27 protein-coding genes are annotated in these 26,163 nt (G+C 66.8%); 13 read left to right on the forward strand and 14 right to left on the reverse strand.

What is annotated here, in order from left to right; all coding sequences use genetic code 11:
* Positions 1 to 254: 254 nt before the first annotated feature.
* From FZ029_RS00770 to FZ029_RS00780, 3 genes are read left to right on the forward strand one after another with little or no spacing between them, the layout of a single operon-like run.
* Complete coding sequence (locus FZ029_RS00770; protein WP_149267630.1) at positions 255 to 1,427, forward strand: OpgC domain-containing protein; 1,173 nt, start codon at positions 255 to 257, stop codon at positions 1,425 to 1,427.
* Positions 1,428 to 1,469: 42 nt separating this feature from the next.
* The gene (locus tag FZ029_RS00775) at positions 1,470 to 2,252 is read left to right on the forward strand and encodes a hypothetical protein (RefSeq protein WP_149267631.1); all 783 of its coding nucleotides are present in this window, start codon (positions 1,470 to 1,472) and stop codon (positions 2,250 to 2,252) included.
* Positions 2,249 to 3,028, forward strand: coding sequence for an SGNH/GDSL hydrolase family protein (locus tag FZ029_RS00780; protein ID WP_247892086.1), 780 nt, complete (start codon positions 2,249 to 2,251; stop codon positions 3,026 to 3,028). Before FZ029_RS00775 ends, FZ029_RS00780 begins: the two co-directional genes overlap by 4 nt.
* A 31-nt stretch (positions 3,029 to 3,059) precedes the next feature.
* Here the strand turns inward: FZ029_RS00780 and FZ029_RS00785 are convergent, their stop codons facing one another.
* Both FZ029_RS00785 and FZ029_RS00790 read right to left on the reverse strand, forming a co-directional pair.
* Entirely contained in the window at positions 3,060 to 3,443 is a 384-nt protein-coding gene (locus FZ029_RS00785; RefSeq protein WP_085089726.1) for a hypothetical protein, read from the reverse strand.
* Between the two features lie 35 nt (positions 3,444 to 3,478).
* Positions 3,479 to 6,007 (reverse strand): GGDEF and EAL domain-containing protein, encoded by a 2,529-nt coding sequence (locus tag FZ029_RS00790; protein WP_149267632.1) that lies wholly within the window; start codon positions 6,005 to 6,007, stop codon positions 3,479 to 3,481.
* A gap of 194 nt (positions 6,008 to 6,201) precedes the next feature.
* On the opposite strand from FZ029_RS00790, the gene recO reads away from it, so the two are divergent.
* Together recO and parC are read left to right on the forward strand one after the other, a co-directional pair.
* A complete protein-coding gene (gene recO, locus FZ029_RS00795; protein WP_149267633.1) occupies positions 6,202 to 6,924 on the forward strand; it encodes a DNA repair protein RecO in 723 nt (240 codons plus the stop codon).
* 20 nt (positions 6,925 to 6,944) lie between these two features.
* The gene (gene parC / locus FZ029_RS00800; RefSeq protein WP_149267634.1) at positions 6,945 to 9,170 is read left to right on the forward strand and encodes a DNA topoisomerase IV subunit A; all 2,226 of its coding nucleotides are present in this window, start codon (positions 6,945 to 6,947) and stop codon (positions 9,168 to 9,170) included.
* 184 nt (positions 9,171 to 9,354) lie between these two features.
* Here parC and FZ029_RS00805 read toward each other — a convergent pair whose 3' ends face one another.
* From FZ029_RS00805 to FZ029_RS00820, 4 genes are read right to left on the reverse strand one after another with little or no spacing between them, the layout of a single operon-like run.
* On the reverse strand, positions 9,355 to 10,341 hold the full coding sequence (locus FZ029_RS00805) for a hypothetical protein (RefSeq protein ID WP_149267635.1): 987 nt from the start codon (positions 10,339 to 10,341) through the stop codon (positions 9,355 to 9,357).
* The gene (locus FZ029_RS00810) at positions 10,338 to 10,991 is read right to left on the reverse strand and encodes a DUF6468 domain-containing protein (RefSeq protein WP_149198404.1); all 654 of its coding nucleotides are present in this window, start codon (positions 10,989 to 10,991) and stop codon (positions 10,338 to 10,340) included. The genes FZ029_RS00805 and FZ029_RS00810 overlap by 4 nt, the downstream gene beginning before the upstream one ends.
* The gene (gene fliM, locus FZ029_RS00815; protein WP_085089732.1) at positions 10,988 to 12,061 is read right to left on the reverse strand and encodes a flagellar motor switch protein FliM; all 1,074 of its coding nucleotides are present in this window, start codon (positions 12,059 to 12,061) and stop codon (positions 10,988 to 10,990) included. Before fliM ends, FZ029_RS00810 begins: the two co-directional genes overlap by 4 nt.
* A 28-nt stretch (positions 12,062 to 12,089) precedes the next feature.
* Complete coding sequence (locus FZ029_RS00820; protein ID WP_149198403.1) at positions 12,090 to 12,638, reverse strand: flagellar basal body-associated FliL family protein; 549 nt, start codon at positions 12,636 to 12,638, stop codon at positions 12,090 to 12,092.
* Between the two features lie 488 nt (positions 12,639 to 13,126).
* Between FZ029_RS00820 and flgF the strand changes: the two genes are divergently transcribed.
* The 5 genes from flgF to FZ029_RS00845 all read left to right on the forward strand — a co-directional run bounded on the left by flgF (position 13,127) and on the right by FZ029_RS00845 (position 16,932).
* Positions 13,127 to 13,849 (forward strand): flagellar basal-body rod protein FlgF, encoded by a 723-nt coding sequence (gene flgF / locus FZ029_RS00825; RefSeq protein WP_149267636.1) that lies wholly within the window; start codon positions 13,127 to 13,129, stop codon positions 13,847 to 13,849.
* 31 nt (positions 13,850 to 13,880) lie between these two features.
* Positions 13,881 to 14,666 (forward strand): flagellar basal-body rod protein FlgG, encoded by a 786-nt coding sequence (flgG, locus tag FZ029_RS00830; protein ID WP_149267637.1) that lies wholly within the window; start codon positions 13,881 to 13,883, stop codon positions 14,664 to 14,666.
* Between the two features lie 60 nt (positions 14,667 to 14,726).
* Positions 14,727 to 15,518 (forward strand): flagellar basal body P-ring formation chaperone FlgA, encoded by a 792-nt coding sequence (gene flgA, locus FZ029_RS00835; protein WP_149267638.1) that lies wholly within the window; start codon positions 14,727 to 14,729, stop codon positions 15,516 to 15,518.
* Positions 15,519 to 15,531: 13 nt separating this feature from the next.
* On the forward strand, positions 15,532 to 16,296 hold the full coding sequence (gene flgH, locus FZ029_RS00840; protein WP_149267639.1) for a flagellar basal body L-ring protein FlgH: 765 nt from the start codon (positions 15,532 to 15,534) through the stop codon (positions 16,294 to 16,296).
* A gap of 363 nt (positions 16,297 to 16,659) precedes the next feature.
* A complete protein-coding gene (locus tag FZ029_RS00845) occupies positions 16,660 to 16,932 on the forward strand; it encodes an excisionase (protein WP_149267640.1) in 273 nt (90 codons plus the stop codon).
* Positions 16,933 to 16,985: 53 nt separating this feature from the next.
* On the opposite strand, the gene FZ029_RS00850 is transcribed toward FZ029_RS00845, so the two are convergent.
* The 4 genes from FZ029_RS00850 to FZ029_RS00865 all read right to left on the reverse strand — a co-directional run bounded on the left by FZ029_RS00850 (position 16,986) and on the right by FZ029_RS00865 (position 19,186).
* A complete protein-coding gene (locus tag FZ029_RS00850; RefSeq protein ID WP_188051788.1) occupies positions 16,986 to 17,339 on the reverse strand; it encodes a hypothetical protein in 354 nt (117 codons plus the stop codon).
* On the reverse strand, positions 17,339 to 17,611 hold the full coding sequence (locus tag FZ029_RS00855) for a hypothetical protein (protein WP_149267642.1): 273 nt from the start codon (positions 17,609 to 17,611) through the stop codon (positions 17,339 to 17,341). The genes FZ029_RS00850 and FZ029_RS00855 overlap by 1 nt, the downstream gene beginning before the upstream one ends.
* Positions 17,612 to 17,752: 141 nt before the next feature.
* The gene (locus tag FZ029_RS00860; RefSeq protein WP_149267643.1) at positions 17,753 to 18,427 is read right to left on the reverse strand and encodes a hypothetical protein; all 675 of its coding nucleotides are present in this window, start codon (positions 18,425 to 18,427) and stop codon (positions 17,753 to 17,755) included.
* 489 nt (positions 18,428 to 18,916) lie between these two features.
* Positions 18,917 to 19,186 (reverse strand): helix-turn-helix transcriptional regulator, encoded by a 270-nt coding sequence (locus tag FZ029_RS00865; RefSeq protein ID WP_282184124.1) that lies wholly within the window; start codon positions 19,184 to 19,186, stop codon positions 18,917 to 18,919.
* Between the two features lie 226 nt (positions 19,187 to 19,412).
* Between FZ029_RS00865 and FZ029_RS00870 the strand changes: the two genes are divergently transcribed.
* From FZ029_RS00870 to FZ029_RS00880, 3 genes are all read left to right on the forward strand, one after another.
* On the forward strand, positions 19,413 to 20,258 hold the full coding sequence (locus FZ029_RS00870; RefSeq protein ID WP_149267645.1) for a transporter substrate-binding domain-containing protein: 846 nt from the start codon (positions 19,413 to 19,415) through the stop codon (positions 20,256 to 20,258).
* A gap of 67 nt (positions 20,259 to 20,325) precedes the next feature.
* Entirely contained in the window at positions 20,326 to 20,529 is a 204-nt protein-coding gene (locus tag FZ029_RS00875; protein ID WP_149267646.1) for a hypothetical protein, read from the forward strand.
* 23 nt (positions 20,530 to 20,552) lie between these two features.
* Positions 20,553 to 22,670: a hypothetical protein gene (locus tag FZ029_RS00880; protein WP_149267647.1), complete on the forward strand. Its 2,118-nt coding sequence runs from the start codon at positions 20,553 to 20,555 to the stop codon at positions 22,668 to 22,670.
* Here the strand turns inward: FZ029_RS00880 and FZ029_RS00885 are convergent.
* The 4 genes from FZ029_RS00885 to FZ029_RS00900 form a co-directional block, all read right to left on the reverse strand.
* Positions 22,625 to 23,854, reverse strand: coding sequence for a hypothetical protein (locus tag FZ029_RS00885; RefSeq protein ID WP_149267648.1), 1,230 nt, complete (start codon positions 23,852 to 23,854; stop codon positions 22,625 to 22,627). The genes FZ029_RS00880 and FZ029_RS00885 overlap by 46 nt on opposite strands.
* 20 nt (positions 23,855 to 23,874) lie before the next feature.
* Positions 23,875 to 24,282: a 3TM-type holin gene (locus tag FZ029_RS00890; RefSeq protein ID WP_149267649.1), complete on the reverse strand. Its 408-nt coding sequence runs from the start codon at positions 24,280 to 24,282 to the stop codon at positions 23,875 to 23,877.
* 237 nt (positions 24,283 to 24,519) lie between these two features.
* On the reverse strand, positions 24,520 to 25,104 hold the full coding sequence (locus tag FZ029_RS00895; protein WP_149267650.1) for an N-acetylmuramidase: 585 nt from the start codon (positions 25,102 to 25,104) through the stop codon (positions 24,520 to 24,522).
* 244 nt (positions 25,105 to 25,348) lie between these two features.
* A complete protein-coding gene (locus tag FZ029_RS00900; protein ID WP_149267651.1) occupies positions 25,349 to 26,158 on the reverse strand; it encodes a DUF4376 domain-containing protein in 810 nt (269 codons plus the stop codon).
* Between the last annotated feature and the right edge of the window lie 5 nt (positions 26,159 to 26,163).

Genomic DNA, 26,163 nt, shown 5'->3' on the forward strand with positions numbered 1-26,163 from the left:
AACCGGAATAGAAGTCTGTATTTCAGAGGTTTAACGCTGCGGCGCGAAGCCGCGGGTTCCATTCAACCACGGCCCGGCAGCCTGCGGCGGCGCTTTCACCATCGGGCTTCTCGAATCCGGCGGCGACGCCCCCCATCTTTTGCGATGACCGCGCCCGGCCGCAGGAAAGCGACACCAGCACGGGTGCGGCGCGAACCGCCGGCCGTGCTGAACTGTTGACGAGGACGGAGCAGGCACTTGCGGGTTGGAAGGCCATGAAAAACGCGACTGTGGCGGACGTCAGGAACGATGCGGCTGCGCGCGATCTGCGGCTCGACTTCTTCCGTGGCTTGGCCCTGTGGTTCATCTTCGTGAACCACATCCCGGCCAACCAGATCTCGTGGGCGACCCCGCGCAATTTCGGACTGAGCGACGCCACGGAGATCTTCGTCTTCATCTCCGGTTACACCGCGGCCCTGGTCTATGGCCGGACACTGGACCGGCAGGGGGTGCCGATGGCGGCGGCGCAGGTGCTGCACCGCTGCTGGACGCTGTACGTCACCTACATCATCCTGTTCTTCGCCTACACCGCCCAGATCGCCTACACCGCCCGCGCCTTCGACAGCCCGCTGTTCGCGGAGGAGATGGGCATCGCCGGCTATTTCCAGGACCCCGTCACCGCCCTGACCCAGGCGCTTGTGCTGAAGTTCCGGCCGGCGAACCTGGACGTGCTGCCGCTCTACATCGTGCTTCTGCTCTGCTTTCCCATGCTGCTGCCGGTGCTGCGCCGCCGGCCGCTGGGGATGCTGGCAGGGTCGGCCGCATTGTATCTCGCGGCGCGGCAATGGGGGTGGAACCTGCCCACCTATCCGGACGGCGGTGTCTGGTACTTCAACCCCTTCACCTGGCAATTCCTGTTCGTGCTGGGCGCGTCGCTGCAATTCCAGCCGGAGTTGCGGGGCGAACTGACCCGCTTCCGCATGCCGGTGGCGGTCGCGGCGGGGACGGTCCTGCTGGCCAGCCTGTTCCTGACGCTGTCCTGGAAATTCGCCCCGCTGCACGCGCTGATCCCGGCGTCGCTGACCGACATCCTCTATCCCATCAGCAAGACCGATATCGACCCGCTGCGTCTGCTGCATTTCTTCGCGCTGGCCTATCTGGTGCTGTGGCTGGTGCCGGCGGAGGCGTCCTGGCTGCGCGGGTCCCTGGCCGCCCCGGTGCTCGCCTGCGGGAGGCAGTCGCTGCATGTGTTCTGCCTGGGCGTGCTGCTGTCCTTCGCCGGGCAGACCGTGCTTGTCCATGTCAGCGGCTCGCTTTCCGCCCAGTTCCTTGTTACCGTGCTCGGCATCGCCACGATGGTGCTGATGGCGCGCTTCCTGAACTGGTACCAGTCGGCGGAGCGGGCGCGGCGCCACCGGGTTGCGGCCACCACGAAGATGGGCGCATGAGGGGTGCATGGCGCGAGGGCGGGACGACGGAAGGGACGGCGGATGCTGACGGTCACGGCGATCCTGCTGGCGGCCGCGCTGTTCGTTTCCCCGGATCGCGCCCTGGCTGTCCAAGCGGCCGCTCCATCCATTGACCCCACTTGCGCCGTGCCGGAATCCGTCCTTGCCCCCGGCGGCGGGCTGCCGCGCGTGTCGGCGCAGTTGGCTGCCGGGCATCCACTGTCGATCCTGGTCGTCAATTCCGCCAAATCGGCAGCCAAGTCCGGCATCGTCGGCTATCCCTCCCGACTGGAAGACGAGCTGAAGCGCCGCCTGCCCGGCCGCGAGGTCAGCACCGCCGTGCTGAACCTTCCCGGCGAGGCGGCCCCAGCCATGGTCGCTCCGCTGACCCAGGCGGTGGAGGAGCGGCGACCGGCGCTGGTCGTCTGGCAGACCGGCACGGTCGACGCCATGCGCAGCCTGGATCTCGAGAGTTTCGGCACAGCACTCCAGTCCGGCATCGCCGAGGTCCAGCGCCGCGGGGCCGACATCGTCATCATGGACATGCAGTACAGCATGCACACGGCGCAGTTGATCGACTTCGCCCCCTACGTGTCCTACATGTCCTGGCTGGCACAGAGTTCGGACGTCTTCCACTTCCCCCGCTACGACATCATGCGGCATTGGGTGGAGGACGGCCGGGTCGATTTCGCCGACGAATCGGACGAGGCGAAACGGCGTGCTTATGAATTCGTTCACCAATGCATCGGACAATTGCTGGCGCAAAGCGTCGCGACGATGATCGACCCCCTGTCGATCGCCCGGCGCACCGGAGCGACCAATTGAGTTTTGTCCTGTCGTCCGCCGTCCGCGTCCTGTCGCTGATCGCCGCCCTGGCCGTTTCCGTCCCGGCCCTGGCCGCCGATCCCGCCGCCGCACGCTGCCAGTTGCCGCGCGGTGCCTCAGCACTGTCGGTTCCCCTGCCGCAGTTGTCCCAGCGCATCGCCGCGGGCGCGCCGATCCGGATCGTCGCCATCGGCTCCTCCTCCACCGCCGGAGCGGGGGCGAGTTCGCCGGACAAGGCCTATCCGGCCCGCCTCGCCCATTACCTGGGCGAGCGGTTCCGCAGCGCCGACATCGCGGTGCTGAACCGCGGCATCAACGGCGAGACCGACGACCAGACCGAAAAGCGGATCGCGGCCGACGCGTTGGACGCCAAGCCCGATCTTGTGATCTGGCAGGTCGGCGCCAACACGGTCCTGCGCGACGGCGACCAGACCTTGAGCGAGCGTTCGGTTCGCCGGGGGGTGGAGCGGCTGCGCCGCGCCGGGATCGACGTGGTGCTGATGGACCTGCAATACGCCCCGAAGATGCTGGAAAAGACTGGGGTCGTCCCAATGCTGTCCCGCATCGCCGGGATCGCCACCGACCAGCATATCGGCCTGTTCCGCCGCTTCGACGTGATGCGGTCGCTGGTGGAAACCCGCGGGATGACCATGGCCGACCTGATCGGACCGGACGGCGTCCATCAGAACGACGTCGGCTACGACTGTGTCGCCCGCATGCTGGCGGTCGGCATCGAGGACGCGGTGAGCATCCACAACAGCGGGCTTCAGCGGTAAAGGAACCGGGGCGTCACGGCGCCCCGCACCCTCAGCGCTGCATCATCGCGCTTTCCTTGCCGCACAGGAAGAACACCTTGGAATAGACCTTCAGCAGCGCGTCGGTCAGCGCCTGCACCTCGGGGCTGCCCATGGCGCGCGGCTTGGCGGGATCGACATGCAGGACGCAGCTGTCCTTCACGTCGTTGAAGGCGGCCAGCGCGTGGATGCGGTCGGGGCGGAACTCGTCGGGGAAATTCTCGTCCATCAGCCAGAAGCACTGGAAGTTCCGGCAGGATTGCGGCCGCTCCTCGTAGATCGAGCAGCCCTTGCCCTGATCGCAGGACGCGCACCATTTGGCGGCGGGCTTCTTCAACTCGGGCACGCCCATCAGCTTGCAGCAGAGGGTGCATTCACCGCAGTTGCGGTCGGACATCGGACAAACTCCAAAAAACGACGGCTCGCAGCGGCTTACACCGGTGCTGGCAGGGCAATGTGCTCGTCCTCGGCGGCCAGCAGCCGCTCGACCGCCTCCGGCAAGGCCGGACGGGCGAAATGATAGCCTTGGGCGTATTGGCACAGACCGCGCAGATACACCGCTTCGTCCGCCGTTTCCACCCCTTCCGCCACGCAGTCCAGCCGCAAAATGGTGGCAAGGCCGGCGATGACCTGGACGATGGCGGCATTGCCCTCCCCCGTCGACACCGCACGGACGAAGCTGCGGTCGATCTTCAGCACGTCCACCGGCAGCTTGTGCAGGTAGGCGAGCGAGGAGTAGCCGGTGCCGAAATCGTCGATCGACAGCCGCACGTCCATGTCGCGCAGGCTTTGCATCAGCATCCGGCATTCGTCCGGATCCTGGACCAGCAGGCTTTCGGTCAGCTCCAGCTTCAGGCTGGAGGGCGGGATCGGCACGGCATCCAGCAGGTCGCGCACCGCGCCGACGATGTCGTCGTCACGGAACTGCCGGGTGGAGACGTTGACGCTCATGAACAGCGGGGTGGCGCGGGGGAATCGCGCCTGCCACGCCGCCAGTTGCCGTACCGCCTCGCCCAGCGCCCAGCGGCCCATCGGCGCGATCAGGCCGGTCTCCTCGGCCAGCGGAATGAACTCGGCGGGAGAGACCAGACCGCGGTCGGGGTGGTTCCAGCGCATCAGCGCCTCGAATCCCGCGATGGCGCCGGTCTCCAGCAGGACGATGGGCTGGTAATGCAGGCAGAGTTGCCCCTGCTCCAGCCCTGCACGCAGGTCGGCCTCCATCCGCATGGCGGCCATCGCCTGCCGGCGCAGGTTGGCGTCGAACACGTCGATGCGCGCCCGCCCGCCGCTCTTGGCACGGTACATGGCGAGGCTGGCGTCGCGCAGCATGTCCTCCGCCCGGTCGTAGCCGGTCTGGCTCAGCGCCACGCCGATCGAGGCGGTCAACACGATGTCGCGCCCCTCCTCCAGCGTGACCGGCCGTGAAATGGCGCGGGCCATGCGCTCCGCCGCCTCCAGAGCGTCGCCGGCATCGTCCAGTTCGTCCACCAGCACCGCGAACTCGTCGGCCGACAGGCGGGCCAGCGTGTCGCCGACGCGGCGGCTGGCGTCGAGACGCCTGGCGACGATGCGCAGCACGCCGTCGCCGGCGCTGGTGCCGAGCGCGTCGTTGATCGCCTTGAAGCGGTCCAGGTCGATGATGATGGTGGCGAAGGGCCGGGCTCCGACGCGCCGGTTGCGGTCCAGCGCCTGCCCGATGCGGTCCAGCAGAAGCGTGCGGTTTGGCAGTCCGGTCATGCTGTCGTGGACGGCGTCGAACAGGATCTGCTGTTCGGCCTTCTTGCGCGCGGTGATGTCGGTCATCGAGCCGGCCATCCGGACGGCGCAGCCGCTGTCGTTGCGCACCGCCAGCCCGCGCACCAGCATCCACATCTCCTGACCGGCCTTGTCGCGGATGCGGAATTCATGCTGGAGGTGCGGGCGCTCGCCGGTCAGGTGCAGGTTGATCGCGGTGCGCAGCCCGTCCAGGTCGCCGGGCGTGACCCGCTGGAACCATTCTTCGATGGAGCCGGCGATCTCCGCGTCATCGAAGCCCAGCATCGCCTTCCAGCGCGGCGAGTAATAGACCTCGCCGCTGTCGATGTGCCAGTCCCACAGCCCGTCGGCGGCCCCGGCAGCGGCGAGGGCATAGCGCTCCTCGCTCTGGCGCAGGCGCTGTTCGGCCGTCTTGCGGTCGGTCACGTCGGCCTGGCTGCCGACCAGCCGGGTCGGCTTGCCGTCGGCGTCCAGTACCGCGATGCCGCGGCAGGCCATCCAGCGGATCGCCCCGGCGGCGTTGCGCATGCGGTATTCGACCTGGAAAGCCGCTTCCGGTTCGGCCCCTGCGCCGCCGAGCGCGGCCATCGCGTCGGTCAGGATCGCCCGGTCGGCCGGCAGGATGCGGCCCAGCCATTCCCGCGGGTTGTCGGTCAGTTCGGCCGGCGACAGCCCGAGCAGCGACGCCCAGCGCGGCGAGAAATAAACGCGGTCGGTGACCAGATCCCAGTCGTAGAGCCCGTCGTTGCTGGCCGCGGCGGCGAGCGCATAGCGTTCCTCGCTGCGGCGCAGTTCCTTTTCGGCATGCTTGCGGTCGGTGATGTCGGCGACCGATCCCACCAGCCGGATCGGCTCCCCCGAATCGTCCATCACCGCCATGCCGCGACAGACCAGCCAGCGCCAGTGCGGCTTCGCCGCGATGGCGGAATCGGCACGGCGGACGCGGTGTTCGATCTGGAAGGGGACGGACAGACCGACCATCTGCGCCTCGAAGGACGCATGCAGCCAGTCGACATCTTCCGGGTGGACCAGCGACAGCCAGTCGTTCGGCCGGTTGGATTCGCGGCTTGAATCGCCCGGCGGTAGCCCGAGGAACTCCTTGAAGCGGGGGGAGAGGTACAGCGTGTCGCTACGCAGGTCCCAATCCCAGACGCCTTCGGTTCCGGCCTTTTCCGCCAGCAGATATCGGTCGATGTTGGTGTTCAAGACCCCTCGTCGGACCCGTCGGCGGTCAGCGATTGGTGGGGCCTCCCACCGTTGAGCCTCCGATTGTAGGGGCGTTTTGGTGAAGAAACCATAAATGCTTGTCGCAGGTCGGTTATCCCGATTGCCGAGGGTTCCTTCCGCGAAATTTTTTCCTATATTAGGATAGCTCGCCACCTCATCCGAAACCGGCACCGATGGATTGGTCCGATCAGGCAATCGTTCTGTCCACCCGCCCCCAGGGGGAAGGGTCCGCCGTCGCGACCCTGCTGACGCGCGAGCACGGCCGCCATGCCGGCATGGTGATGGGCGGCCGGTCAACGCGCCAACGCGGCACGCTGGAACCGGGCACGCTGGTCCACGCCCGCTGGCGCGGACGGCTGCCGGAGCATCTCGGCCATTTCACGCTGGAGTCGGTGAAGGGCTATGCCGCCAATTTCTTCGACGACGCCCAAGCGCTGGCCGCGCTGATCAGCGCCTGTGCGCTGGTGGAGGCCGCCCTGCCGGAACGGGAGGCGCACCCTGCCCTGTTCGACGGGCTGCTCGCCCTGTTCGACCTGCTCGACAACCCGGCTTGGGCCGAGAGCTATGTGCGGTGGGAGGTCGGACTGCTAGCGGAGCTTGGATTCGGCCTCGACCTCGACCGCTGCGCGGTGTCGGGGGCCAACGACTATCTCGCCTATGTCAGCCCGCGCACCGGCCGCGCGGTGACCGCGTCGGTGGGGGAGCCCTATCGCGACCGGTTGCTTCCCCTACCGGATTTCCTTGCCGGGCGCGGCGGCGGCGGACCGGCTGCCGTCTCCGACGGGCTGCGGCTGACCGCGCATTTCCTGGAACGCCACGTGCTGAACGGGCCGCTGCCGCCCGCGCGTGAGCGCTTGAGAGAACGTTACGCGAACGCGGTAGCGCGCTCCGCCTGAAACTGCTAGACCCCATCATCATGAAGCCGCAAAACCCTGCCTCCGAGATTCTGGAAAAGCCGCTGGCCGACGCGCTCGGCGAGCGGTATCTCAGCTACGCGCTGTCCACCATCATGTCCCGCTCGCTGCCCGACGTGCGCGACGGGCTGAAGCCGGTGCACAGGCGGCTGCTGTTCGCCATGAGCCAGCTCCGGCTGGAACCGACGACGCCGCCCAAGAAGTCGGCCCGCGTCGTCGGCGACGTGATCGGTAAGTTCCATCCGCACGGCGACACCTCCGTCTACGACGCGCTGGTGCGGCTGGCGCAGGACTTCTCCGTCCGCTATCCGCTGGTCGACGGCCAGGGCAATTTCGGCAACATCGACGGCGATAACGCCGCGGCGATGCGGTACACCGAAGCCCGCCTGACCGAGGTCGCCAAGGCCCTTCTGGAGGGCATCGACGAGGACGCGGTCGATTTCCGCCCGACCTATGACGGCGACGGCGACGAGCCGGCGGTGCTGCCCGCCAACTTCCCCAACCTGCTGGCCAACGGGTCGAGCGGCATCGCCGTCGGCATGGCCACCAACATCCCGCCGCACAATGTCGGCGAGATCTGCGACGCGTTGCGCCACCTGATCAAGCACCGCGACGCCTCGATCGAGACGCTGGTCAACTTCATGCCCGGCCCCGATTTCCCGACCGGCGGCGTGCTGGTCGAGTCGCGGCAGAACGTGATCGAAGCCTATCGCACCGGCCGCGGCGCCTTCCGCCTGCGCGCCCGCTGGGAGGTGGAGAAGCTGGGCCAGGGCACCTGGCAGATCGTCGTCACCGAAGTGCCCTATCAGGTGCAGAAGGCCCGGCTGGTCGAGAAGATCGCCGAGCTGCTGCTGGCCAAGAAGCTGATCCTGCTGGAGGACGTCCGCGACGAATCGGCCGAGGATGTCCGCCTCGTGCTGGTGCCCAAGAGCCGGAACGTGGATCCCGAGGTGCTGATGGCCTCGCTGTTCCAGGCGACCGACCTGGAAATCCGCTTCTCGATGAACATGAACGTGCTGGGCGCCGATCATGTGCCGCGGGTGATGAACCTGCGCGAGGTGCTGCAGGCCTTCCTCGACCACCGGCACGAGGTGCTGGTCCGCCGGTCCAACCACCGGCTGAAACAGATCGACCACCGGCTGGAGGTCCTCGGCGGCTATCTCGCCGCGTATCTGAACCTGGACGAGGTCATCCGCATCATCCGCGAGGAGGACGAGCCGAAGCAGGAGCTGATCCGCGCCTTCACCCTGACCGACGTGCAGGCCGACGCCATCCTCAACATGCGGCTGCGCAACCTGCGCAAGCTGGAGGAGATGGAGATCCGGCGCGAGCACGAGGCCCTGACCAAGGAGAAGAACGGCCTGCTGGAGCTGCTGGGCGACGAAGCCCTGCGCTGGAAGCGGATCGCCGACGGCGTCGCCGAGATCAAGAAGAAGTTCGGCACAGGCGCGCTCGGCAAGCGGCGCACCGACGTGGCCGATGCACCCGCCGTGATCGAGGTGCCGCTGGACGCGCTGGTGGAGCGCGAGCCGGTGACCGTCATCTGCTCCGCCAAGGGCTGGATCCGCACGGTGCGCGGCCATCTGACCGATGCCGAGGCGGAGGATGTGAAGTACAAGGACGGCGATTCGCGCGGCTTCATCGAGCGGTGCGAGACGACCGACAAGCTTCTGGTCTTCGCCAGCAACGGCAAGTTCTTCACCATCGGCGTCGACAAGCTGCCGCGTGGCCGCGGCTTCGGCGAGCCGGTGCGGCTGATGATCGACCTCGGCAACGACGTCGACATCGTCGACCTGTTCCGCCACCAGCCCGGCCGCACCCTGATGGTGGTGTCGGAGGACGGCCGCGGCTTCCGCGTCGACGAGGCGGAGGTGCTGGCCCAGACCCGCGCCGGCAAGCAGGTGCTGAACCTGGAGGACGGCAAGTCCGCCCGCATCTGCCATCCGGTGACCGGCGACACCGTCGCCATCATCGGCAACAACCGCAAGATGCTGGTCTTCCCGCTGGAACAGGTGCCGGTGATGACCCGCGGCAAGGGCGTCCAGCTTCAGAAGTACAAGGACGCCAGTGTCGCCGACGTGAAGACCTTCGTGCTGGCCGAGGGCCTGAGCTGGAGGAACGGCGAGCGCAACTTCAACGTCACCGACCTGACCGGCTGGATGGGCGACCGCGCCGGCCAGGGCAAGATGCCGCCGAACGGCTTCCCGAAGAACAACCGGTTCATGTGAGGTTGGGTGGGGTGCTCACGGGGGCCCCCTCCCTCCCACGGCTTCGCCGCGGGTCCCTCCCTCCCCCGCTTTCAGCGGGAGAGGGTAGATTTGCAATGCGGCGGCAGTCCCCTCTCCCGCGAAGCGGGGGAGGTTAGGGAGGGGGCACCACAGCGAGACTTCTCCCGCTAAGTAACCACTCCCCCTACTTCGGCGCCGTGACCGTCGCCGACAGCGGCACGCGGCGTTCGACCAGGGCCGAGGTGACCTCCTTGGCCTTCACTGGGTCCATGGCGGCCAGGATCGGGGCGGTCTTCTGTTCCTTCATCTTCTGGATAACGCCCAGCAGCACCGGCATGTCGAGTTCCTCGAAGATGCGGGCGGCTTCCTTCGGCTTCATTGTCTCGTAGATCTTCACCAGGCTTTCCAGCTGGGCCGACTGCTTCTCGTCACCCTGGGCCATCAGCTTTTGGATGTCGGCCTTGGTCTTCTCCATCTCCACCACCTTCTGCTCGATCCGCTTTTCGGCGGCGGCCAGCAGGGCTTCGCGCTGTTCCATCTCCTTGGTGCGGCGCTCGATCTCGGCGCGGCGCTCGGCGAAATGCTGCAGAAGTTCCTGGTTGTCGATGGGGCCGAGCGGCGCCAGCGGTGCGTTGGCGGCCGGAGCATTCGCCGGGCCGCTCGCCCCGCCGGGCGCCGGCGGCGCGTCCTTGCCGGACGGCTTCGTCGTGGCGGACGGCGGCTGACCCGGTGGCATCTGAGTGGGCGGCGTCGCCGGAGTCGAGCTTTGCGGCCCCTGGGCGAGCGTGACCGGGAAGTCCGGCAGGCGGGCGTCGTGGGTGGCGAGGCGCCACAGGTCGCCGACGCGCACCCCCAGCATCATCACCGCCACGAAGATGGTCAGCGGCAGCAGGCGGAAGCGGAAATTGCGCGCGCGGGCGCGCAGCCGCTCGGTCAGCGGAACGCGGGGTGTCGCCGGCTTGCGCGCCTTGGCCTTCGCCTTGCCCTTCTTCGCCGAAGCCTTGGCCGGGACCTTGCCGGTTGCGGGACGCACCGCCGGCAATTGCGCCTGCTGGGCGGCGAGCGTGGGCGACGTGCGGACGCCGGTCGGGGCGGCTCCGGCCGGGCGGATCACGACCTTGGGTTCGCCGCCCGCCGACGCGGGCTTGCCGTCATTGGTGCGCATGGTCATCCAAGCCCCTTGCCGGCGTTCTCGATCGCCTGCAGCAGTTCACGTTCAGCCCTGGACAGGCTCTCGCCATCCCGGGTGATGGGGTCGCGCGCCTCGGCCGGTGGTTCGGCGCGGGCGACGGCGCGGCGCGGCGGCGCGTCCAGCCGCGCCGGCGGCGGGGCGTGGTCGTCATGGTCGTGGTCGTCCTCGACCGGCAGGCTGCGCAGGGCCGGGCGCGGCGCCACCAGCGGCGCCTTGGCGGGAGCGCGCGACGCCAGTGCCGGAGCCACCGCGGTGGAGCGGCCACCATCACGCCCGCTGTCGCGCCGGCCAGCATCACGGCCGCCATCGCGGTCGCCGACGTTGCCCAGCCGGTTGGCCAGCGCGTCGGCGGCCTCGATCATGAATTCCAGCTCGTCCCGCAGGGTCTGCGCCTTGTTGACGGTGCGCTGAAGATCCTCGCCGGTGTCGCTGGCCGCCTTCTTCAGCGTGCGCACACCGGTCTCCGCCCGCGCCATCGCGTCGTTCAGGCCCTGGATCAGTTCGGCCATCTCGCCGCGGCTCTCGCGCAGCGCGATGATCTGCCGGTTCAGGATGATCGCATAGGCGATGGTCGCGGCCAGCAGGCCGACCATCACGACGTCGATGATGATGGAGACCAGCGGACTCATAGCCTCATGACCTCCTGCTTGGGCAGTTCCTTTTCCAGGCGGACGGCGATGTGCCCGCCCTTGCGCCCCATCCGCCCCTGGAACATCGACACGTCGCCGCAGCGCAGCTCGATGGCGCCGTCGGGGGTAGCGTTCAGCAGGATGCGGGTGCCGACGCGCCAGTTCAGCACGTCGTGCAGGGTCATCGTCACCTCGTCCAGCACGGCCGACAGATCGACGTCCGTCACCATCAGTTCCGAGGCCAGGTGGGTTTCCCAGATCGAGTCACGGCCGAACTTCTCGCCCATGAACATCTGGAGCAGCAGTTCACGCACCGGCTCCAGCGTCGCATAGGGGATCATCAGCTCCAGCCGGCCGCCGCGATCCTCCATGTCGATGCGCAGCTTGACCAGCACCGCCGCGTTGGCCGGCCGCGCGATGGTGGCGAAGCGCGGGTTGGTCTCCAGCCGGTCGAAGCGGAAGGTGACGGGCGACAGCGGGTCGAAGGCGGCGGACAGGTCGGACAGCACCACATGGACCATGCGTTCCACGAGGTTGCGTTCGATGGTGGTGTAGGGACGGCCTTCGATGCGCATCGCCGCCGTGCCGCGCCGACCGCCGAGAAGCACGTCGACGATGGAATAGATCAGGGCGGAATCGACGACCATCAGGCCGTAATTGTCCCACTCCTCCGCCTTGAAGACCGACAGCATCGCCGGCAGCGGGATGGAGTTCAGGTAATCGCCGAAGCGGACCGAGGAAATCTGGTCGAGGCTGACCTCGACGTTGTCGGAGGTGAAGTTGCGCAGAGACGTCGACATCATGCGGACGAGGCGGTCGAAGACCACCTCCAGCATGGGCAGGCGTTCGTAGTTGACCAGCGCCGAGTTGACCAGCGCCATGATGCCGGAGTTGTCGCCGTCGCCGGCACCGCCCTGGTCGAAGCCCAGCAGGCTGTCGATCTCGTCCTGGTTCAGAACGCGCGTCGATCCGCCGCCGCCCATGTCGCCGACGTCGCCGCTGTCCTCGGCCAATGCCGCCCATTCGGCGGCAAGGCGTTCCTCTTCGCTCAGTTCACCGGTGTCGCTCATCGGCCCTTATCCCCAGCTGCCCGGGCCCTCACTGGACCAGCATTTCCTTGAACAGCACGTCCTTCACCTTCACCGGAAAAGCGGCGGCGGTGATGCGCAGCAACAGTTCCTGGCGCAGCCGGTACATGCCGGCCGACCCGCGCAGGTCCTCCAGCCGCAATTCGCGCAGGTAGACCTGGAAATTGTCGATGATGCGCGGCAGCACATGCTCCACCGCGCCGACATCCTCCGGCTTCGACAGCTGGATGGAGATCTTGATCTTGAGGAAGGCCGGACGCTTGTTGCCGGTGTTCAGGTTCACCAACATGTCCGGCAGATCGTAGAAGATCGGTGCCGCATGCGGATCGGCCTTGCCGGGCTCCGCCCCGTGCTCACCCTCGGCGGCGGCGTGTTCGCCCTCCTCCGCCGGCTTCTCCTTCCCCAGAAAGCTGTCGAGCAGGCCGGAGAAATAGACGCCGGCACCGGCGCCGATCAGCAGGACCAGGGGAAGAACGACGAACAGGACCAGCTTCTTGCCGCTGAATTTCTTCCGGGGCAGGCCGTCGGTCAGTTCACCGGCGTCGGTTTCGGCAGCCATGACATCCTGGGATCGTTCGAGGTACGCAACGGCTCAGGCATGCGCCGCCTGACACGGTCAAAGCTACTTTTGGGATAGTTAATAACTCCTTTCGAGTGGGGAATGGACCGCCCCGGACGGGCAGGTTTCCCCCTTCTGTCACCTTTTCGGCACGGTTCTTGATTGGGGCTGCTTGGCACTCCGCGTCCGGAGTCCGGCCGCGACCGCCCGCAATCCCCCTGGGACCGGCGGGGCCGTGGTCCATCGCCCCGCCGCACCGACCATGCGGCGGGAACGGGAGAGTCTTGCCCGGTCCAACCCGGCAAGGAGCGCCCCTACCCCGGCAGATTCTGCCCGGCATCGCCTGCCCCATTCGGCGGGAATGCCACCGCCTTGCCCGGACTCCCCGGATTCCCAGCGCTTGCCGAAGTTGGCACGCCGCCTGCAATACCCTTTTCGCCGGTCGGACGCTGTCGCCCGATCCGTTCGCAAGGTGAAGAGGCCGCAAGATGGAAAATTCGATCTACGTCGCCCTGTCGCGCCAGATGGCGCTGCAACGCCAGCTGGACGTGACGTCGAACAACATCGCGAACATGAACACGACCGGCTACAAGAACCAGCGGATGATGTTCACCGAATTCCTGGAAAAGCCCGGCCTGCACGAGAAGGTCAGCTTCGTCCAGGACCGCGCGGTGGTGCGCGACCTCGCCAACGGCGCCATGACCCAGACCGGCAACCCGCTGGATCTGGCGCTGACCGGCCAGGGTTACTTCACCGTCGATACCGCCAGCGGCCCCCGCTACACCCGAGCCGGCAATTTCCGCCTGAACGACCAGCGCCAGCTGGTGGATGCAGGCGGCCTGCCGGTCCTTGCCAACAATGGCCAGCCCATCACCATCCCGGCCGGCACCGGCGACGTGAAGGTCAGCGGTGACGGCACGGTCGCCACCGAACTGGGCCCGGTCGGCAAGCTGAACATCGTCACCTTCAAGAACGAGCAGCTGATGACCGAGGTCGGCAACGGCCTGTACGTCAGCGACGAGCAGCCGGAGCCGGCCCCGGTCGAGACGAAAGTGGCACAGGGTTTGCTAGAAGGTTCGAACGTGAAGCCCGTGGTCGAGATGACGCAGATGATCGAAATCCAGCGTCAGTACATGTCCGCCCAGCGGATGATCGAAAACGAGCACGAACGTATCCGCACGATGATCCAGCGTCTGGGCCGGACGGCCTGAACCAGACCGACGACGAGAGGAGAAGACCACAATGCGCAGCCTCGCCATCGGCGCCACCGGCATGATCGCCCAGCAGCTCAACGTCGAGACGATCTCCAACAACATCGCCAACTCGACCACCACCGGCTACAAGAAGCAGCGGGCCGAGTTCCAGGACCTGCTGTACCAGAATTTCCGCCGTATCGGCTCGACCTCGTCGGATGCCGGCACCGTGGTGCCGACCGGCGTGCAGGTGGGTGCCGGCGTGCGCGTCGCCGCGGTGGCCCGCGTGCTGGAACAGGGCAACCTGAACATCACCGACAACAAGCTGGACGTGGCGATCAACGGCTCGGGCTACTTCCAGGTGACGCTGCCCAGCGGCGACACCGCCTATACCCGCGCCGGCAACTTCAAGCTGTCGCCGGAAGGCATGATCGTCACCGCCGACGGCTATCCGATCCAGCCGAACATCACCATTCCGACCAACGCCGTCGACGTGTCGATCAATTCGTCGGGCGAGGTGCTGGTGAAGCTGGACGGCCAGACCGCCACCCAGAATGTCGGCCAGATCCAGCTCGCCACCTTCGCCAACGCCGCCGGCCTGGAAGCCACCGGCGACAACCTGTTCATGGAATCGGGCGCGTCGGGCCAGTCGGTGACCGGCAACCCCGGCGCCCCCGGCTTCGGCCGTGTCACCCAGGGCGCGCTGGAGACCTCGAACGTCAACGTGGTGCAGGAGATCACCACCCTGATCACCGCCCAGCGCGCCTACGAGATGAACTCCAAGGTCATCAAGACCACCGACGAGATGATGCAGCAGGCCAGCCAGATGAAGTAACGCCGCGTGACGCAACGCTGCCGGCGCTTCGCTTCAGCCTTCACATCGGGAACCACCGCCATGATCCGCCACCTCGCCACCCGCCGCCTGCCCGCCCTGATCCTCGGCGCCGCCCTGATGACCGTTCCGGTCATGGGCGTCGGCATGGCGCCGGCAGCCGCGGCGTCGGTGTCGGCGGCGACCGTGGCGGGCTCCGGTCCGGCGCCCGACGTGGTCTATGGCATGCCGCATGTCGAGGCTGTTCTGTCCGACGCGCTGTCGCGGGTCATCACCGCCGGCCGGCTGCAGATGGAGCTGGACAGCCGCGCGGTGGAACTGCGCGCGCCGCAGGGCGCCGGCGGGCTGGCGGTGGAGAACCTCTATTACAGCCCGGTCCAGGGCCGCTTCGCCGCCGAGATCGTGGTGACCGGCACCCAGGTCCGCCTGCCGGTGTCGGGCCGCGCCTTCGGCGTGGTGCAGATCCCGGTGCTGTCGCGCCGGATCATCCCCGGCGACATCATCGGTCCGGGCGACATCGACTGGCAGGACGTGCGTGCCGACCAGACCACCAGCGACACCGCCGCCACCGACGCGCAGCTGATCGGCATGACGCCGAAGCGCGGCGTGTCGACCAACCAGCCGGTCCGCCTGCGCGACCTGCAATCGCCGCGCATGGTCGACAAGGGCTCGATGGTCACCATCACCCTGACCACCCCCGCCATGACGCTGACCACCCAGGGCAAGGCCCTGCAGGACGGCGGCAAGGGCGAGGTCATCCGCGTCGTGAACACCCAATCCAACCGCATCGTCGAAGCGACGGTCGCAGGCCCCAACGTCGTCGCCGTGGCAAAGCCCGGCATCATCGCGCAGTAAGGAGAAAGCTCCAATGTCCGCCACCCAGACCACCCGCCTGATCCGCTTCGCGATGATCGCCGCCGCCGCCACCTCGCTGACCGCCTGCGGCGCCGCTTCGCGCATCGCCGACATCGGCAAGGCCCCGGAGATGAGCAGCATCCAGGACCCGCAGGCCCGCACCGGCTACCAGCCGGTCAGCCTGCCGATGCCGACCCCGCTGCCGACGGAGCGCAATCCGAACTCGCTGTGGCGGACCGGCGCGAAGGCCTTCTTCAAGGACCAGCGCGCGGCCAAGGTCGGCGACATTCTGACCATCAACATCTCCATCGCCGACCAGGCCAAGCTGTCGAACGAGAGCAAGCGTTCGCGCGCCAACACCGAAAAGGCCGGCATGCCGAACCTGTTCGGCCTGGAAGGCGCCACGCTGAGCCGCGTCCTGCCGGCCGGCGCCTCGGCCGCCAGCCTCGTGGACCTGTCGAGCGACACCTCGAACGACGGCAAGGGCTCGGTCGACCGCAACGAGAAGATCGAGCTGAAGGTGGCGGCGCTGGTGACCCAGACCCTGCCCAACGGCAACCTGGTCATCCAGGGGCACCAGGAAGTCCGCGTGAATTACGAACTGCGCGACCTGCAAATCCACGGCGTGATCCGCCCCGAGGACATCACCGCGCAGAACACCATCAGCTACGAGAAGATCGCCGAGGCCCGCATCTCCTACGGCGGCCGCGGCCAGATCACCGACGTCCAGCAGCCGCGCTACGGGCAGCAGCTGTACGACATCATCATGCCGTTCTGAGGACGTTTCGCGAACTGAACGGCGGAAAACGCTGTTAGAACAAGGCCATAGAGGGAGAAATCCCCCTATGGCCGTGTTGCATGGCGCTTCATGGCGAAACCCAGCAAATCCGCCGTTTTCCGACCATTCCCGAAAACTCCATGCAACACGGACGCAACACGGGTCGACCGATTGTTCGCACCCTGTTCCCGTGGGAAATTGCTGCCGATCGGTGGGTTGTGCCGGGCCGATGTTGCCGGGCCGCATTGCCGAGATGGATGAGGCCGGCGGTATCCAATTGGTCCCTGTACCGCTTCCGACCAGACGATTCAGATCGCTCGCCGCCCCACATGTTGCAACGGTAGACCTCACAACGATGCGAGCATGGACAAACTGCTGACCCTCACCGAATGGGCCGAGAAGGTATACGGAAACAACCCGCCTTCGCTGGCCACCCTGCGACGTTGGGCCCGGGATTGCCGCATCTATCCGGCGCCGGAGAAACAGGGGCGGTGCTACTACGTGCTGGAGAGCGCCCGGTATATCGATTCGACCAAGCCGATCAAACTGGTTCGCGAACCCTCGCCGAGAGGCGCCCGCTCGCACAGGGGAACGAACCTGTCTCTGGTGGAAAGGCTCCGGCTAGAGAAAAAGTAGGCACGAAAAAGCCCGCCAGCGGGTTCTGGCGGGCTGTCGTAGTAGTGCGGGCGTCAGTGCGGCAGAGCCATCTTCAGCAGGCCGAAGGTGGCGCCCATGATGCCTATGATACCGACCAACAACTGCCATGCGGTGGGCATTTGAGCGACGCGGCCTTTCAGCTCACCGACATCTGCCTCTAGCTTTCGAGTACTGGTATCAATGCGCGTCAGGATGGGCTCAAGGCGGCCCAGTGTTGCCTTGATCTCGCTGGCATTCGTTTCGAGCTTTGCGACGCGCTGTTCCATATCGGGAGGATGGCCCCCACCCCCGCCACCGTCAAGGGGGACGCCGTCACGACCGCGTTCCTTCCGGCGTCGCTCCGCCTCCGCAAGGCGTGCCTCAAATCGTTCTTGTGCGCTCGCCATCAGTCCCCCCGATGCTTTCTGGCGCCTTCCATAACGAATTCAACCATTTCGTAGGACTTCCTTACTTGCTCGGCGTCATCATCAAGAAGCTTTTGTAGGCGCTCAATAAACGCCAGCGCCCCTGTATCAGTTGATAAGTTCGGCACGACGGTTGAAAGCAAGAACTGAACAGCCAAATTTAGACTGTCGATCTTATTTATGTGGGCTTCCGCAATAGACCCCAAAATCAGAAGAGATTTGTAAAGGTGATCACTTTCTTCTTGGTTCATCATCTCACCTCTCCGCCAGCCCATTAGTCACACGCGCCAGCACCACCGCAAGCGCGTCGACCCCATCCAAGCTCTCGACCAGCAGATCCAGGGTGGCCGCGCGGGCGGGGAGATTGGCCATGGGAAGGTTATCCGCCGCGAGTATCAGCGTTTGAATGGTACGGAGCCCATCACCTGCCTGGAGCCGGCGTCGTAGACGATGGCGCACTCCGGGGTAAATTTCAGGGCCTCGACCTTCGTGGCCGATTCGATTGGGAGGCTGATGGTCGCCCCCTGATAAGCCTCCCCGGTAACAACGAATGGCGGCTGAAGGCGACCGGCCATCATCACGTACATGCTGTTCTTGGCAACCATTGCCTCTCGCGGGGCCATGGCCCTCGTTATCGCTGAAAATTCAGACGGCCAGCCGCTCAGGGCCTTGCCGGGAACGAAGACGCCCGTGTCCATTGTGGCAACCTTGATCACGTTCTTCTTCACACCAAACGCGTTGGAACCGACATAGGTTGAGGAACCGACGCGCTTCGAGGAAGTCGGGATATACCCCTCCGCCCCGAGCGCCCACTTCGAAGGCAACAGCCCTATGTATCGGGAGACGGTTGAACCGATCGTGATCTGCCCCTTGTCTGCATCGTACGACATGCTGCTGGGCCGGATCGGGAAGGCGAGGATCACGCGGTCCTGGTCGGTTGTTGCTCTCGCCTTTGCGGAGATCTTCTCCAGGGCAGGCGTGAATTTCCCCTCATACTCGGCCGTCGTTTCGAACTCACCCTTCTTCCGAGCGAGCGGTCGCAGGGCTGTCAATAGGTCGTCGACCTTCATCGCCTTTGCCGGCCCCAGAGCCGCCGCCTCTTCACAAGACAAGCCGCGCTGAGGCTGAGCGACAGTTGGTTTCGCCAACGGCGAAGTTGTTGCCGACGTGGTCGCAATCGGAGAGTCAACAGCCCCCTGCGGTACCGGCGTATCGCCGTTGGAGCAGTTGGCACCGTGGACCGTATAAATGATTCCTGTTAGGCCAGAACGGCATGTTGCGGTCCCGCCGACATTGGAAGCGGCTGCTCCTGAATAGAATGCCGGGTTCGCTGCGCCACGCGGCGATTGGCAAGCGCTCAGCGCCACTGCCGTTAGACCTAATCCAATCATCCAGGCACGCCGCATCCCCGCCCCCATCCCATGGCGCGAGCCGGATCGACTCTGCGCAACCGAGATTATGAAGAGGCTATAGCCGGAAGTCGATATCGAGAATAAACTGTGACGACAGGGCGCAGATTGGACCGAAAGTGAGTTTGGTCCGTTCGTTCTCCACCATGCTCATTCTAAGGAGGCTCCGCCGCCGGTTGGCGCCGGTTTGCGAAGGCGCACGCCTGGACCGCCCTCCCCCCGGTAAGAACCGGCTGGAATGAACTCTACGCCCGCCGCTTCCAGCGCGGTTTGAAGCTTACTCAGCGTGCCAGCCAGGGCGTCGCAACCACTCTCAATCCTGCTGACGGTGTTCGGCGTGACGCCTGCCTCCTTCGCCAATTCGCGGACACCCCACTGAACTGCCGCACGGGCCATGCGAATTTGATCCCCGGTAATCATCAAGCGTTACCCTGTATCGACGGATAGCAATTTTGTATTGACGGGCTACCCCTTCCGTCGATACATTGTACCTATCGAGCGAGACAGCGCAACGCTTAACAGGAAGAACGCCGGAAAGCCTCTCTGCTCCGCTCCAACTGATAGCTCCGTGATCCGAACCTCTCACCGCTGCGTCCACAGCGCGCCATCCGGCGCGAACGCCCCCGCCATGCCTGGAGGATCCCGCATGAGCCGCCTTGCCATGTTCGCCGCCGCCGCGGCTGTCGCCATCACCATCGCCGCCGGCGCCGCCTCCTTCGCCAACCAGCAGCCGGAGCCGCCCCCGGTGCTGCGCATCGCCACCGAGGGCGCCTTCGCCCCGTGGAACGCCATCACCGCCGACGGCAAGCTGGTGGGCTTCGAAGTCGATCTCGCGCAGGACCTGTGCAACCGGATGCGGGTCCGCTGCGCCATCGTGGCCCAGGACTGGACCGGCATCCTGCCCGGCCTGCAGCAGGGCCGATATGATGCCGTGATGGCGGGCGTCACCGCCACCGCTGAGCGCGCCACCGTGGTCGACTTCAGCGCCGCCTATGCCGCCGATCCCGCCGTGTTCGCTGTGCGGCCGGGCTCCGAACTGGTCGACGCTATGCCCGATGTGGAGCGCGCGGACCTGTCCATCCCGGCCGGCCAGCGCATCGCCAGCAGCGCCGCCCGCGCCCTGGACGGGAAGGTGATCGCCGTGCAGGCATCGACCATCCACGCCCACATGCTGGAGACGCTGTTTCCCCGCGCCCGGTTGCGCTTCTACGAGACGGTGGACGCCGCGGCCCTGGACCTCGCCGCCGGCCGCGTCGACGCGATGCTGACGGCCCGGACATCGGTGGAGGCCCTGCGCGCCGCCGGCGGAGACCTGATCCCGGCCGGCCCCGCCTTCAGCGGCGGTGTGTTGGGCGGCGGCGTGGCTGTCGCCGTCCGGAAGGGCGACCAGCTGTCCGCCCGCTTCACCCAGGCCATCGCCAGCGCCACCGAGGACGGCACCACCGCGCGCCTGTCCGGCCGCTGGTTCGGCACCGACCTGTCGGTTCGCTGATCCCTTGGAACGATGGCCTCTCGCCCGGAGTCCAGGGCAAGGCCCTCCCCTGGAGTTCCCCATCATTATGAACCCGACCAACGCGCCCGAACCGCGTTCCGCCACCGAAATCCATGGCCTCATTGCCGAACTGAAGGTCGATGGCAGCCTGGTGTTGCATAACGATGAATACGACCCCGCCGATGTGCTTCGAGCGGAGATCGCGAACGGCCATCGCTATGTCATGGACTCGGCCGGCGCGCCGTATGTCCGCATCACCCGCTGGGCGTAAAGCACCGACAGGAGTTCCCCACCATGACGACCATCACCAACGCGCCCAAGGGCGCGAACGCCTCAGCTACGCCCATCGTCTGGGTTACCCGCCACACCGTCACGGCGCACGAACGCACCGCCGAGCGCGAAGTCCAGGACCTGCGAGCGATGCTGCTGGGAAGCACCTCCCTCCCCCACCTGGGAATGACGATCGCCGAGGCCAGCCGGAAGACCGCCGATCTGCTGGCCGAGCACGATGGTTCCGGCCCGCTGACCGACGAACAGGCCGACGCCTTTGCCGCCCAGTGGAGCGCGTTGGAAAACGCTGTCATCGCCGCCGTGCCCAGCACCATCTTGGACGCTGCGTCGATCCTGGACCGCATCTTTCCGGACGATGCCACCCACATTCCCCAGCGCGACATTCCCGCCGTGCGCCGAGTTGCGGCCTTCCTGCACCAAGTCGTGGAAACGGCTCGAAGCGCGTCTCCGGACGAGACCAGCATCATCCACAGCATCGGCATGACCTTCCGGGAGGCTGCTGACCGGGTGCGGGAGATGGTGGAGCGTGCGAATAGCAGCCCGAGGGGTGAGGACGACGGCGTAGAGGACAAGGCGGAACTCGAACGGCGAGAGGCTGCCAGAGACGCCGATTGCGAGGAGTGGAGCCGAATCGAAAAGGCCATCATGTCCACCCCCGCGCAGACCGTCGGCGATCTCTTCGCGAAGGTGGAGAGGTTTGCATGCCCTTCGCTTGGTATTCGCCAGATGGAATATCTCGAAGCCGAGATCATCATGCTGGAGGATGATGTGAAGCGGCTGCGGTCGCTGCTGACCGGACCCCACCTTTCAGTTCCTGAAGCTGTAGAAGAGGCGCCACAGGACACCCTCGCCAGCCTCTATGTACGGTGGGTCGTTGCGCGCGCTCGTTACCTTGATGAAGGGCTGTCCGAAGAGGAGCACGAAGCCGCGGAAGCGGCTCTCGACGAAATCGAAGACCGGCTGGAACTGGAGCCGGTGCAGCATCTTAGTGGCGCCATTGTAAAGCTGGGCTATTTTCTCAAGAGATCGAACGATCTGCTTGATGATGAGCTTCTGCCGAATATCGACGAGAGCAGCTCGCGCCCATGGCCGCGCCTGCTGTTCCTGATCGAGGACGGCGCCGAGCAACTGGCCGTCGATATCCGGGAACCGTTTCGGGCAATGGTGGCTGGGCTGCGGCAGCTGATGCAGCGGCATGTGAAGCTGGCGGAGGAGGCTGAGCGCCGGGCCGAAACCTACCAGCTCCCCGAGGAGGTTTCCCGGGCTATGCAGGCGGCGTGCGCGCGCAACAGCGCCGCGAGTGCGGAAGAGGCGGAAGAGGATGCTCGGGCGCCTGATCACGTACATGGACAGCAGGAGAAGGCGCTCAGCCTCTTCCGTGCGCTGAATCTGGAAAGCCGCAAGTGCTTCTTGTCGTTCATGCGCTTCTTGCCCGTTTCATCGCACCTGCACGACGCCATGCTGGACTTTGCTCGCGAGCATGGAATGACCCGGCATTACCGCGAATGGCTGCAGGGTCAGCTGGCCGATGTCGCAGGCGAGCAGGACGGCACCGCAGTGGGTGGAGAGATTCTGAAAGACCCGGTTGGCGACGTGGATTTGTCGAGCGCCTACAGTTCACTGCTGGAGGCGATGAGGGCCGAAAGTGCACTCTCGGACAGCGCATCGGAAGAGGAGCGCCAGCCATACGAAGAGGCGATGGAAGCCGCGGCGGATTACCTTGTGACCCTCTCTCCTGAAACCCCTTGCGGCGCTGCGATCCTGCTGCGCTACCTGTTCCTGCGAACCTGCTGCACGCTCGAGGGGGAGAGGGCCATTCTCAGCGGAAGCGAACCGAACGAGGAAGACCTCACCGACTTCCAGGCTCGGATCCTGTGGCGGACAATCAAAATGCTGGAGGCGTTGCCGACGGCCGCCAACGACCAGCGCCAGGAACCCGACGCCTTCGCCGACACGATCGCCGCCTTCGAGGCCGAGGCGCCCGCCACGCTGGCCTTGCCGCTGGAGCCGACCGGCCGCATGGTCGACGCCGGCGCCAGCGCCGCCGGCATCACCCCGGCGCAGTTCCAAGCGGCCTACGCCGCCGCGGTGGAGGCCCTGAAGCTGGAGCGCGCCGCATGACCATCCTCGCCTTTCCCACCCAGGACCGGGGCGCCCAGCGCCCCACCATCCGGCCGGAGACCGCCATCGTCCGGCTGACGCTCGCCGAGGCGAAGGATTGGCAGCGCACCATCGTGGCGGAGTGCCGGCGCCAGCGCGTGCTGACCCCGTCCCTCCCGGCCTTCCTGAAGCGTGCCGGCCTGATGGACCGCTGCACCTTCCTGTCCAGCACCGGGCCGGCCGAGCCGCTGTGCTTCCGGCATCTGGGGGTGCCGACCCTGTCGGTGTTGGGGCGCGCCTGGGGCCGGGCCGTCATCAACCAGCCCGACGAAGCGGATCCGCATGTCGAGTTCGCCCACAGCATCGGGGCGCAGTATGCCGAGAGCATCGGCGCCGGCGAGGCCGTCTTCAACCGGGTGACCGTCTCGGGTGTCGGCCGGCCCTTCGTCTACACCCACGCGCTCTATGGGTGGGAGGATCGGGGCCGCCGTGCCGTTCTGTCCGCCGTCGACGTCCAGACCCTGCATTGACCAAGCCTGCGCCGCGTCCTGCAGGTCGAGCAGCACCGCTGGCCGGCTCCAGCGCATGAAGTGGAGCGGCAGCCGCCCGACGCCGGCCTGCTGGTAGAGCACCGCGGGCATGGGCTCCAGCAGCGCCCGCCCGGCGCAACGCCGCACCCAAACCGGCACCGTCTCCGGATCGACCAGCCCGACCACCCAGCGTGGCGACCAGCGGTCCAGCGCCACCAGACGCGCCACGGCGCCCAGCAGGTGGAACAGCCCCCGTCCGCGCCAGTCCGGCCGGTTCCAGCCGGCGACGATCCAGGCCACCGCTCCGCACGTCTTGTGCGCCGCCGGCGAGGCGCAGAACCCGAACTCTTCCGATGGAGCAGCACCAGGATCATGGAACGCCGTCAGGTCCCCGACCCGCGCGCCGAAGCTGGCAGCCGAGCAGTCGAGCAGCACCACGCCATGGGTGGCGACGAACTCGCCGTCGGCGTTGACCTCGGCTACCCAGAAGGACTGCGCCGCCGCCGGCCGGGGCAAGAGCGGAAACCAGTCGCCACGGTGCCGGTCGTTCAGCTCCGCCAGCGCCTCCCATTCCTCGACCAGCACCAGCGTGACGCCGGCCGCCAGCCCGGCCGCGCACAGGGCGTCCCTGGCTGAGCGCAGCACCGGTCCGTGCGGGCTATCGTTCAGGGGCATTGTCTCGATCAGTCGCCGCATCACCGCGCCACCCCCTTCGCCTTCTCGTAGCTCCGGTAGGCTCCCAAGCCCAGCATCGGCACCAACAGCCCCATCAGCGTGCTGGTGTCGATCTGCGGCATGGGCGTGCCAGGCGACCACATCGACAGTGCCCACCCCATCAGCGGATAACCGACGGTCTGGACGAGCAAGCCGAGAACGCATACCCAGCCGGCCGCCGGCCGCCAGCCGGAGACGAACAGGTTGGGGTTGGCGGCCTCTGCTGCATTGACGCCGAGCTGCGCCGTGTCGCCGGCCTGGAGCATGGCCACCAACTGCGCATTCGCCGCGGCGGTGGCCTTCGCCTTGGCGTCGGGGTCCGGGATTTTGTCGATCAGGTCGGCAATGACGGGCGTCAGGGCGGTGATGAGGGGGATGGCTACAGCCATGGGTGCCTCCTGTTGGGCATAAAAAAGCCCGCTGCCGGGATGGCGCGGGCGGGATGTCGTGATAGGCTGGTGACCTGCGAAGCGGTTCGGCCGTTTAGTGGCGGGGGAGCATCTGCTCAGCACGTTCACGTCGCAGACGGAGACCGCCGGACGACCGGGCAAATACCGCAACCGGCTCGCCGATCCCGCCCTGGCAGCGGGTACGGAATACGGAGGGGGTGGCGTCCTCCCCGGCGCTCACACTTCCATGAACTCGGCCAGCCGGTTGAGCCACCCGGCGGCATTCAGGGCGTCATCCTCGGTCCTGCCGCGCTTGCGGGCGTCGCCAGTGATGATCTGGCCATAGAAGCGCATCCGCTGAGCGAAGACCGAGCGCCACAGCCCGCCCGCGTCGCTGCCGTTCACCGCGGTCAGCGTCTTCAGCCCGACGGCGCCGTCGACCTTCAGGAGCGGCCGGCCAGCCAGATCGTTGACCGCATCCTGCAGCCACGCCCCGGCGCGGGCCGGGCCATGGTTCACGCCCGAGTCGATAACCAGGGCGCGGAGCGCATCGTCGGTGATGCCGGCGAAGCCCGGCTCCTCAATGTAGCGGGCGCGGTAGATCGCCCGCACCTCGGCCTCGTCCAGGGCTGCGACGTCGGCCGCCGTGACCGGGCGCTTCCGCCAGCTGGCCAGCGTCTCCAGGGTGATGCCGCCCTTCGTCGGGCCGCCGCGGTCGCTGGGCCGGTCGGTGTAGCGGGGCCAGCCCTCCCGACGCAGGATGGTGTCGATGATGGCTTCGGTGGGGTCGCGCGGGATTGCCGCAGTGGTCTGCGTCACCATGGTTCAGATCCTTTCGGCGGAATAGTTGGGGCCGTGGCGGGTTCGCCCGGCGGCACAAGGAGGGATCACCCATCAGTGACACGCTGGGGTGATGTCCGGCGGCGGGCGTGAGAACGAGTTCAAGGGATATGCTGTCTATCCCTTGGAGCGGCCCTGTGTGCGAGGGCCGCTCCTTCTTTTCGTCATGAAAAAGGCCGCTCACGGGCGGCCGGATCGGTCAGAGGTTGGAGCGTTGTCGCGGCGGTCAGTCGGGCCAGCCGTCGGCGATCGGGATGGCGGCCGGGTCGGCCGCCGACAACACGGCGTCTTTCATGTCGCGGGCGTATTGCATGGTGCGGCCGTACCAGTCGCCGACCGCCGCCGACAGCGCCAGCCCATCCGCCGGGGTCGGCAGGGGAAAGCGCGTGTTGTCCATCGTGATCCAGCCGGCCGAATAGCCCCCGGTCCATGGCACGGTCCCAGCCGTTGCCAGCATGGCAGCGATCGCCATGCCGCCCAGGTCGGCGCGGCCGCGGTCGCTCACGTCGATCCGCTTGCCCCCGTATGGTGCGCCAGCGGCCAGCCGACGGTCGCGTTCTTCGTTGATCGCCGCGACCCGACCGACGCGGGCGCCCGCCATCTGCGCGGCCCTCTCTTCGGCGGTCAGACCTTCCATGGCATAGGTGACCGTCGCCACCTCGTCACCGATGTCCCACAGATCGGCGGGGAGACGGACGGCGCGCTTGCCATAAATGATCTGCGGCCCGGGATCAATCACGGGGCGCACGGTCAGTCCCGGGCATGTAGCGGCCCAATCCTCCGGCGTCCACAGCACCCATGCCTCCGGCGGGTGGAGGATGGTCTGCACATCTCCCGCACCGACCACCGCGACCGTTTCGACCTCGACCGACCGCCAGACAATGGCACCGGTATCGGGATCTTCATAAGGCTCTTGCTCCGTCGTCGTTACGGTTTGGGCGTGGGGCGCGATGACGGCCGTGTAGGGAAAGCTGGCGGGGGAATGGAACACCGACCGGGTGCCGTCCGGGTAGACGATTATGGCAGGAAGCTGCATGTCAG

This window comes from Azospirillum sp. Sh1 (genome assembly GCF_008365135.1).
GTDB classification, from domain to species: domain Bacteria; phylum Pseudomonadota; class Alphaproteobacteria; order Azospirillales; family Azospirillaceae; genus Azospirillum; species Azospirillum oryzae.

Excerpts from the sequence above, each read along its gene's own strand:
- FZ029_RS00770 (WP_149267630.1), top strand. The coding sequence starts at position 255 with ATGAAAAACGCGACTGTGGCGGACGTCAGGAACGATGCGGCTGCGCGC.
- FZ029_RS00775 (WP_149267631.1), top strand. The coding sequence starts at position 1,470 with ATGCTGACGGTCACGGCGATCCTGCTGGCGGCCGCGCTGTTCGTTTCC.
- FZ029_RS00785 (WP_085089726.1), bottom strand. The coding sequence starts at position 3,443 with ATGTCCGACCGCAACTGCGGTGAATGCACCCTCTGCTGCAAGCTGATG.
- recO (WP_149267633.1), top strand. The coding sequence starts at position 6,202 with ATGGATTGGTCCGATCAGGCAATCGTTCTGTCCACCCGCCCCCAGGGG.
- parC (WP_149267634.1), top strand. The coding sequence starts at position 6,945 with ATGAAGCCGCAAAACCCTGCCTCCGAGATTCTGGAAAAGCCGCTGGCC.
- FZ029_RS00805 (WP_149267635.1), bottom strand. The coding sequence starts at position 10,341 with ATGACCATGCGCACCAATGACGGCAAGCCCGCGTCGGCGGGCGGCGAA.
- FZ029_RS00810 (WP_149198404.1), bottom strand. The coding sequence starts at position 10,991 with ATGAGTCCGCTGGTCTCCATCATCATCGACGTCGTGATGGTCGGCCTG.
- fliM (WP_085089732.1), bottom strand. The coding sequence starts at position 12,061 with ATGAGCGACACCGGTGAACTGAGCGAAGAGGAACGCCTTGCCGCCGAA.
- FZ029_RS00820 (WP_149198403.1), bottom strand. The coding sequence starts at position 12,638 with ATGGCTGCCGAAACCGACGCCGGTGAACTGACCGACGGCCTGCCCCGG.
- flgF (WP_149267636.1), top strand. The coding sequence starts at position 13,127 with ATGGAAAATTCGATCTACGTCGCCCTGTCGCGCCAGATGGCGCTGCAA.
- flgG (WP_149267637.1), top strand. The coding sequence starts at position 13,881 with ATGCGCAGCCTCGCCATCGGCGCCACCGGCATGATCGCCCAGCAGCTC.
- flgA (WP_149267638.1), top strand. The coding sequence starts at position 14,727 with ATGATCCGCCACCTCGCCACCCGCCGCCTGCCCGCCCTGATCCTCGGC.
- flgH (WP_149267639.1), top strand. The coding sequence starts at position 15,532 with ATGTCCGCCACCCAGACCACCCGCCTGATCCGCTTCGCGATGATCGCC.
- FZ029_RS00845 (WP_149267640.1), top strand. The coding sequence starts at position 16,660 with ATGGACAAACTGCTGACCCTCACCGAATGGGCCGAGAAGGTATACGGA.
- FZ029_RS00850 (WP_188051788.1), bottom strand. The coding sequence starts at position 17,339 with ATGGCGAGCGCACAAGAACGATTTGAGGCACGCCTTGCGGAGGCGGAG.
- FZ029_RS00855 (WP_149267642.1), bottom strand. The coding sequence starts at position 17,611 with ATGATGAACCAAGAAGAAAGTGATCACCTTTACAAATCTCTTCTGATT.
- FZ029_RS00860 (WP_149267643.1), bottom strand. The coding sequence starts at position 18,427 with ATGAAGGTCGACGACCTATTGACAGCCCTGCGACCGCTCGCTCGGAAG.
- FZ029_RS00865 (WP_282184124.1), bottom strand. The coding sequence starts at position 19,186 with ATGATTACCGGGGATCAAATTCGCATGGCCCGTGCGGCAGTTCAGTGG.
- FZ029_RS00870 (WP_149267645.1), top strand. The coding sequence starts at position 19,413 with ATGAGCCGCCTTGCCATGTTCGCCGCCGCCGCGGCTGTCGCCATCACC.
- FZ029_RS00875 (WP_149267646.1), top strand. The coding sequence starts at position 20,326 with ATGAACCCGACCAACGCGCCCGAACCGCGTTCCGCCACCGAAATCCAT.
- FZ029_RS00880 (WP_149267647.1), top strand. The coding sequence starts at position 20,553 with ATGACGACCATCACCAACGCGCCCAAGGGCGCGAACGCCTCAGCTACG.
- FZ029_RS00885 (WP_149267648.1), bottom strand. The coding sequence starts at position 23,854 with ATGCCCCTGAACGATAGCCCGCACGGACCGGTGCTGCGCTCAGCCAGG.
- FZ029_RS00890 (WP_149267649.1), bottom strand. The coding sequence starts at position 24,282 with ATGGCTGTAGCCATCCCCCTCATCACCGCCCTGACGCCCGTCATTGCC.
- FZ029_RS00895 (WP_149267650.1), bottom strand. The coding sequence starts at position 25,104 with ATGGTGACGCAGACCACTGCGGCAATCCCGCGCGACCCCACCGAAGCC.
- FZ029_RS00900 (WP_149267651.1), bottom strand. The coding sequence starts at position 26,158 with ATGCAGCTTCCTGCCATAATCGTCTACCCGGACGGCACCCGGTCGGTG.